Source organism: Actinophytocola xinjiangensis (genome assembly GCF_001921215.1).
Lineage (GTDB): Bacteria > Actinomycetota > Actinomycetes > Mycobacteriales > Pseudonocardiaceae > Actinophytocola > Actinophytocola xinjiangensis.
On record NZ_MSIF01000046.1, the window covers coordinates 26,166 to 33,837 of the forward strand.

Genomic DNA, 7,672 nt, shown 5'->3' on the forward strand with positions numbered 1-7,672 from the left:
CATCTAACGGCACCCTCCCGGGTGTGTCTCACGCCCGTCCCGGACGGTCGGTTTCTACCGTGCCCCACCGACAATCCCGCGCCGGCTGGCATGATCGTGGAGTGCGTTTCCGGCCCGTGTCCCCCGCCCTGCTGGTCGACGAAGTCGCTGAGCTGATCGGCCGACGGCCGGCCGACGAATGGACCAGGGTCGCGGTCGACGGCGCCGCGCCGGCCGCCCCCGAACACACCGCCGACGCGCTCGCCGAGGCCCTGCGGCTGCGGGGGCGCGCGGTACTGCGCGCCGGCGCCGAGGACTTCCTGCGGCCGGCGTCGCTGCGGTTCGAACGGGGGCGCACGGACCCGGACGCCCGCTACGACGACTGGCTCGACACCGGAGGGCTGACGCGGGAGCTGCTCACGCCACTGGAGCCGGGCGGCACCGGGCGGGTACTGCCGCGACTGTGGGACGCGCGGACCGACCGGGCCAGCCGGGCCGAGTACGTGGACCTCCCCCCGGGCGGGGTGCTGGTGTTGGACGGGACGCTGCTGCTCGGACGGGGGCTCGCGTTCGACCACGTGGTGCACCTGTGGATCTCCCCGGCCGCGCTGGCCAGGAGGACGCCGGCGGTGGACGCGTGGACGCTGCCGGCCTACGAGCGCTACGACACGCGGGTACGGCCGCTGCACGTGGCGGACACGGGGGTGCGGGTCGACGACCCCGCACACCCAGCGGTACTGGACAACTCCCCGGTGTGACCTGTTCATGAGGACACTGTATCGAACGTCTGGTCGATCCGCTGGTTGAGAGCGGCACGGGATCCGGTCGCGCGTGAGCTGCGGGCCGGGACATCCTGCGGGCAGGATGGTGCACTGATCATCCGACCCCGTTCCGAGGAGGGACCAGAACACATGGCCACCACCCGTACCGCCAACGCCCACTGGGAGGGCGCGCTGCTCGACGGCTCCGGCACCGTGACGCTCGACTCGTCCGGCATCGGGTCCTACCCGGTGTCCTGGCCCTCGCGCGCCGAGTCGGCCAACGGGAAGACCAGCCCCGAGGAGCTCATCGCCGCCGCGCACTCCACCTGCTACTCGATGGCGCTCTCCCACGGGCTCGCCGGCGCCGGCACCCCGCCCACCACCGTGGACACCCGGGCCGACGTCACGTTCCAGCCCGGTGAGGGCATCACCGGGATCCACCTGACCGTGCGCGCGGCCATCCCCGGCATCTCCAAGGAGGACTTCGCGGCCGCCGCCGAGGACGCCAAGAAGAACTGCCCGGTGTCCCAGGCGCTCGCCGGCACCACCATCACCCTGGACGCCGAACTGCTCTGAAACCCGAATGCCCCGGTCGGCCGGCCCGGTTACGGTGCCGGCATGACCGAGGGATCAGCGCCGCTCGTGCGGCTACGGCCGGTGACCGAGCAGGACCTTGATCCGCTCGACGACATGTTCAACGACCCCGACGCGATCGGCGAGTACAACTGGGGCGGGTTCTCCGACCCGACCAAGTGGCGGCGGCAGTGGCAGGAGAACGGGCTGCTCGGGGACTCCTCGGTGCTGATCGTCGACCTCAACGGGGAGCCGTTGGGGTTCGTGTCGTGGCATCGGGTGCCGACGAGTTCGCACGCGTACGTGGTCGAGTTCGGGATCAGCCTGTGGCCGCGGTGGCGCGGGAAGGGCTACGGGACCGCGGCGCAGGTGCTGCTGGCCCGGTACCTGTTCGCGCACAGTCCGGTGAACCGGATCCAGGCGTGGACCGAGGCCGACAACGTCGGGGAGCAGCGGGCTCTGGAGAAGGCCGGGTTCGTTCGGGAAGCGGTGCTGCGGGAGTACGCGTTTCGGGACGGGGCGTGGCGCGACGAGATCATGTACCGGATGCTGCGTCGCGAGTTGCCCTGATTCCGGTGGGTCAGCGGTCGGTGACCAGGCGGATGGCCAGGGCGCCGAAGATGGCGGCGGAGACCCTGTTGAGCCAGCGTTGGATGGTGGGGCGGCGGCGGAGCAGCGCCGCGAGGGCGCCGGCGGCCAGGCCGACGCTGCCGTCCACCGAGAAGCCGACCACGACCAGGATGGCGCCCATGACCAGGAACTGGACCGGGGTCGACCAGCCGCCCTCGGTGAGGAACTGGGGGAAGAACGCCAGGTAGAACAGGATCACCTTGGGGTTGGCCAGGTTGGTCAGGACGGCCATCACGTACGTGCGGCGCAGGGACCTGGCGGGGGGCGTCGGCGCGGCGCTGGTCGATTCGCGGGCGGCCCGCAGGGCGGCGACGGCCAGGTAGATCAGGAACACCGCGCCCACCAGGCGGATGGTGTCCAGGGCGACGGGGGCGGCGGCCAGCAGGGCGCCCAGGCCCAGCGCCGTGAGGACGGTGTGGACGGCGATGCCGGTCGACATTCCCACGGCGGCCACCACGCCGGCGGCTCGGCCTCGGGCGATGCCGTTGGCGACGATGAACATCATGTCCTGGCCGGGGACGATGCTGATGATCAGACAGGCGGCCGCGAACGCCAGTACGAGAGACAGGTCCACGGCGTCATCACATCATCGGGGCGCAACCGATTTAGGTCAGCTGGCCGGTGTCGCTGTCGTAGAGCAGGAGGCGGCCCGGGCGCGGGGCCACGGTCAGGACCGAACCCACGGGGGGCTCCTCGTGCTCGGGGACGGTCAGGCCCACGGTCACGTCCTGCGGGCACTCCAGGGTCACCAGGGAGGTCACGCCGAGGTTCTCCACGATCGACACCGTGCCGGTGATGCCCTCGGGGGCCTCGTGCAGGTACTCGGGGCGGATGCCCACGGTGACGGGGGCGTCGGGGTGCGGGCCGCCGGGGTCCAGGTGGGCGCCGGCCACCTCCACGCGACCGTTGCGGACCTGGGCGGGGAGCAGGTTCATGGGGGTGGAGCCGATGAAGTTCGCGACGAACGTGTCCGCCGGGCGTTGGAAGACGTCCCGGGGGCTGCCCAGTTGGCGGATCCGGCCCTCCGACATGACCGCTATGCGGTCGGCCATCGCCAGGGCCTCGGCCTGGTCGTGGGTGACGAACACGGTGGTCAGGCCCAGGTCGCGTTGCAGGCGTTTGAGGAACGTGCGCGCCTCCAGCCGCAGCCTGGCATCCAGGTTGGACAGTGGTTCGTCCAGGAGGAGGACCTCGGCGGACATGGCCATCGCCCTGGCCAGGGCCACGCGTTGCTGCTGGCCGCCGGACAGTTGTGCCGGGCGGCGCTCCAACAGCCCCGCGAGGCCGAGGCCGGCGGCGGTGCGGGCGGCCGTCTCCGCACGCTCCGGTTTGGGGGCCCGGCGTACGCGCAGCGGATAGGCGATGTTCTCCGAGACCGTCATGTGTGGGAACAGGGCGTAGTCCTGGAAGACCATCGCCACCTTGCGGACCCCGGGCTCCAGTCTGGTCACGTCGGCGCCGCCGATGGACACGCTGCCCGACGACGCCTGCTCCAGGCCGGCGATCGTGCGCAGCAACGTCGTCTTCCCGCAACCCGACGGGCCGAGCAGCGCGAAGAACTCGCCGTCGGCGACGGTCAGGTCCAGGGCGTCCACGGCGCGCACACCGTTGGGATAGACGGTGGACACCCCGGCCAGTTCGATCCCCGCCATCAGGCCTTGATCCCTCCGTGGAAGCGGAACCCGTACCGCTTGCTGACGAACAAGTACAACGCCACCACCGGAATCGCGTACAACAGCGAGAACACCGGGATCACCGTCAGGTTGGCGCTTCCGCCCTCGTCGCGCAGCGTGCGCAGCAGCACCGCCGCCGGCTGCGACGACACGTCACGCATCAGCAGGAACGGCAGCAGGAAGTTGCCCCACGCCTGCACGAACGCCCACACCAGGATCGTCGCGATCCCCGGCCTGGCCACCGGCAGCACCACGTGCAGCAACACCTGCGTCGGGGACGCGCCGAACACCCGCGCCGACTCCTCGTAGGACCGGGGCACCGAGTCGACGAAGTCCTTCAGGATGAAGATGGCCGCCGGGAGCAGGCCGCCGGCGATGACCAGGCCGGTCGCGTACTGCGAGTTGGTCAGGCCCAGCTGGAACATCATCACGAAGATCGGCACCATCGCCGCGGTCCCGGTGACCACGCTGGAGAGCAACAACAGCACGTACAGCAGCGCGTCGCGGCCGGGGATGCGCACCCTTGAGAGCGTGTACGCCGCCAGGGTGGCGAACACGGTGGTCACCGCGGTCGCCACGACGCACAGCACCACCGAGTTGACCAGCGACGACAGCGCGTACGGGTGCTCGAAGGTGACCTGCCAGTTGGTCAGTGTCCAGTCCGGCCAGCGCAGGCCGAGGCCCGGATCGCTGTCGAAGGGCGCGGACGCCAGCCACAGCATCGGCACCGCGAAGAACGCCAGCACCACCGCCATGAACGCCGTGTAGGCGAGCCGGCGGGCCACCTGCCGGGGCGTCATGAGCGCTTCCGCAACAACAGCAGGTACACGGCCGACACCACCAGGTTGACCAGCAGCAGCAACACCGACACCGCCGCCGCGTAGCCCAGCCGGCCGCTGGGCACCGCCTGCTGGTAGATGAACACCGGCAGCGTCTCCGACGCGTGGTTGGGCCCGCCGGCGGTCAGCAGGAACGGGCCGAAGTCGTTGGCCGTCCACAGCGAGATCAGCAGCGTGTTGGTCAGCACATGGCCCCTGATGTGCGGGAACACCACGTCCCGCACGGTCTGCCAGCCGCTGGCGCCGACACTGCGGGCCGTCTCCAGCTGGGACGGTGGCACGGCGGCGAGGGCGGAGCTGTAGAGCAGCATCGAGAACGCGGTACCGCGCCAGGTGTTGAACACGACCAGCGACGCCATCGGGTACTCGACCAGCCACGCGGTGCCCGGTGAGCCGATCAGCGCGCCCAGGGTGCCGCCGTCGCGGTCCAGCAGGGCGATCCACAGGTAGGCCACGACGACGCTGGGCAGGATCCACGACATCAGCACCAGGCTCTCGACCACCCGCCGCAGCGCCGGCCTGGCCCCGCGCAGCAGCCAGGCCAGCGCGAAGCCCAGGAAGTTCTGGCCGATCACCGCCGAGCCGAGGACGAACACCAGCGTCAGCCACAGCGCGTTGCCGAACAGCGCGTCGTCCAGGGCCTCGACGAAGTTGCCGAGGCCGACGATCTTCGGCGCGACCGACGCGGTGCCGGTCAACGTGTAGTCGGTGATGCCGATGTAGATCGTCCACAGGGCAGGGAAGACCAGGAACAGTCCGATCAGCACCAGCGCCGGCGAGACGAACGTGACGGCGCGGGCGACCCCGATCCCGGCGGTGTCCCGCGCTCGTCCCGTCCGTCGCGCCGGCGGTGCGTCAACCACCGCTGACCGCGTCCTCGCCGACCGCCTTGACCATCGCCGCCTGGTAGGCGGCCGACGCCTCGGCGGCGCTGCGGCCGGCGACGACGTCCGCGGTGGCCTGCTGGAGCGCGGCGGACACCTTCGGGTAGTCGGCCAGGCCCGGGCGGAAGCGGGTGATCGGCAGGATCTCCTCGGCGACGAAGCTGAGCATCGGGTCGCCGGTCAGCACCTCGGCGTTGACGTCGTCGCGCTGGGTGATCTGGGCGGTGTCGCCGAGCCGGACCTTGGTGGCCTCGGCGGAGTTCATGAACTCCAGCAGTTCCCAGGCCTGCTGGGGGAACTCGGTCTTCGGGTTGATCACCCGGATGGAGCCGCCGGACATGCTGACGAAGTCCTGGCCGTCGACACCGGACCCGGGGGTGCGGGCGGGGATCTTCGCCCAGCCGACGGCGGTGTCCCGGTCGGCCATCGGGGCGACGCCGTCGGCCGAGAGCACGCCGCGCCACAGGTAGTCGCCCTCGAACAGGATGCCGATCTTGTTCTGGGAGAACATCTCGAAGGACTTGTCGCGGCCCTTGGCCTCCTGCTGGAGTACCGGGTCACCCAGTCCGCCCTGGTAGATCCGCTGGTACAGGTCGAGCACGGCGGTCATGTCGTCGGTGCCGCCCTGCCACTTCCCGTCGGCCCAGACCTCCGAGCCGGTGCCGGCCAGCAGCGGCAGCACGGCCTGCATGGTGGTCGCCTCGGTCATCGCGGTGCCGGCGTTGAGCTGGAGCGGGACCACCCCGGGCAGCTTCTTGAGCGCGACAGCGGCCTCGGTGATGTCCTCCCACGAGGTCGGCTGCCAGTCCGCCGGCAGACCTGCCTTGGCGAACAGCTTCTTGTTGAAGAAGATCACCCGGCCGTCGGTGCCCAGCGGGATGCCGTAGCGCTGGTCCTCGAACGCGCCGAGCGCCTCGACCGCGTCCGGGATCTGGTCCCAGCCGTCCCAGGAGTCGACCTCGTCGCCGACGACGTCGGTCAGCGGGCGGATCTGGCCGCCCTGGGCGAACTCGCCGAGCCAGATGCCGTCGATCTCGACGATGTCGCCGCCGATGTCGGTGCCGAAGTCCAGCGCGACCTTCGCCTTGTAGTCGGCGTCGTCCACCCCGATGCCGTCGTGCTCGATGGTGACGTTGACGCCCTTGTCCTTCTGCTGCTTGGTGAACTCGGGGATGACCCACTCCTCGATCCACCGGGCGTTGATCTCGTTCTTGCCGCCGGCGTCGGAGTTGGAGGTGATGGTGAGCGTGACGTCCTTGGCGTCGGCGTTGCGGCCGGCGTCGGACTCCTGTTCCTGGCCGAGGCAGCCGGACAGGACCAGAGCCATGGTCAGGGTGCTGGCGGCCGCGGCGGTGCGCGTTGCCGTACGTCGCATCGGGTATCTCCACCTCTCGTCATCGAGCTGGTGGCAGTGGCTAGGTTCTCACCAACCACGCGCCGAACGTGTGAGAATCTTGTTACACGGCCGGCCCGCTGACAAGGTCATCTTCCGGACGCCAGCGACAGCACGCTCCCGTCGTGCCCACCGAGCACCCCACCGCCGGGCGCCAGCGTGTCCAGGTCGGACCGGACCGGCCGCCGCCGGCCGTCCCCCAGCACCAGCGCGCCCGCCGCGCCGACCGCCACCAGCTCACCGTCCACCGGCAGCAGCACCGGCGCCGACCGGTCACGGGAGACCGCCGTCCGCCCGGCCGCCAACCCGTCGAGCACGGCCGTGACCAGCTCGTCCGGTGTGGACGCCGCCTCGTCGACCGCCACCCAGGTCGTCGGCGACCCCAGCTCGACGCCCTGCCCGACCCGGTGCAGGTCGCTGCCGCCGACCGGGACGGCGTCGCCCCACGCCTGCCACCAGGCCACCGGACCGCCCCACTCCGGCGCGTGCCACGTCGAGTGCCACACCTCCGCCAGCGGCGGACGCTCCACCAGCGGATGCCGCCAGGCACAGTCGGCGGCCAGCGGATGGTTCACCGACAGCAGCCCGCCGCGCTCGGCGACCGTGCGCACCCACGCCGTCGCCGGCTCGCGGAAGTCGACCCAGCCGATGTCGCCGAAGGCGTTGGCGTGCCCGAGATCGGTGGTCACCTCCTGGCCGGGCACCAGCGCGACGCCGTAGCGCCGGCCCGCCTCGGCCAGGTGCGCGTGGTGGCTGACGGTGTTGTGGTCGGTGACCGCCAGCGCGTCCAGCCCGGCCGAGACCGCCAGCGCCGCCAGCTCGTCGATGGTCAGCGCGCCGTCGGAGTGCAGGGTGTGCGCGTGCAGGTCGGCGGCCACCCAGCGCAGACCGGGCGCCGCCGGCAGCACGCGGCGCGGCGGGCGCGGCGGCACCGGCGGCC

9 protein-coding genes are annotated in these 7,672 nt (G+C 71.3%); 3 read left to right on the plus strand and 6 right to left on the minus strand.

Annotated features, from left to right (window positions below; genetic code table 11):
• Positions 1-101 precede the first annotated feature (101 nt).
• The 3 genes from BLA60_RS41115 (at position 102) to BLA60_RS41125 (ending at position 1,883) form a co-directional block, all read left to right on the plus strand.
• The gene (locus BLA60_RS41115; RefSeq protein WP_075138526.1) at positions 102-737 is read left to right on the plus strand and encodes a nucleoside/nucleotide kinase family protein; all 636 of its coding nucleotides are present in this window, start codon (positions 102-104) and stop codon (positions 735-737) included.
• Between the two features lie 153 nt (positions 738-890).
• Positions 891-1,316 (plus strand): OsmC family peroxiredoxin, encoded by a 426-nt coding sequence (locus tag BLA60_RS41120; RefSeq protein ID WP_075138527.1) that lies wholly within the window; start codon positions 891-893, stop codon positions 1,314-1,316.
• A gap of 42 nt (positions 1,317-1,358) precedes the next feature.
• On the plus strand, positions 1,359-1,883 hold the full coding sequence (locus tag BLA60_RS41125) for a GNAT family N-acetyltransferase (protein WP_075138528.1): 525 nt from the start codon (positions 1,359-1,361) through the stop codon (positions 1,881-1,883).
• A 10-nt stretch (positions 1,884-1,893) separates the two neighbouring features.
• Here the strand turns inward: BLA60_RS41125 and BLA60_RS41130 are convergent, their stop codons facing one another.
• From BLA60_RS41130 to BLA60_RS41155, 6 genes are all read right to left on the minus strand, one after another.
• Positions 1,894-2,517: a LysE family translocator gene (locus tag BLA60_RS41130; protein WP_075138529.1), complete on the minus strand. Its 624-nt coding sequence runs from the start codon at positions 2,515-2,517 to the stop codon at positions 1,894-1,896.
• A gap of 31 nt (positions 2,518-2,548) precedes the next feature.
• Entirely contained in the window at positions 2,549-3,595 is a 1,047-nt protein-coding gene (locus tag BLA60_RS41135; protein WP_075138530.1) for an ABC transporter ATP-binding protein, read from the minus strand.
• Entirely contained in the window at positions 3,595-4,416 is an 822-nt protein-coding gene (locus BLA60_RS41140; protein WP_075138531.1) for a carbohydrate ABC transporter permease, read from the minus strand. The genes BLA60_RS41135 and BLA60_RS41140 overlap by 1 nt, the downstream gene beginning before the upstream one ends.
• Entirely contained in the window at positions 4,413-5,318 is a 906-nt protein-coding gene (locus BLA60_RS41145) for a carbohydrate ABC transporter permease (protein WP_075138532.1), read from the minus strand. The genes BLA60_RS41140 and BLA60_RS41145 overlap by 4 nt, the downstream gene beginning before the upstream one ends.
• A complete protein-coding gene (locus BLA60_RS41150; protein ID WP_075138533.1) occupies positions 5,311-6,714 on the minus strand; it encodes an extracellular solute-binding protein in 1,404 nt (467 codons plus the stop codon). The genes BLA60_RS41145 and BLA60_RS41150 overlap by 8 nt, the downstream gene beginning before the upstream one ends.
• A 107-nt stretch (positions 6,715-6,821) precedes the next feature.
• On the minus strand, positions 6,822-7,672 hold an 851-nt coding region (locus BLA60_RS41155; RefSeq protein ID WP_154814982.1), incomplete at its 5' end, for a CehA/McbA family metallohydrolase.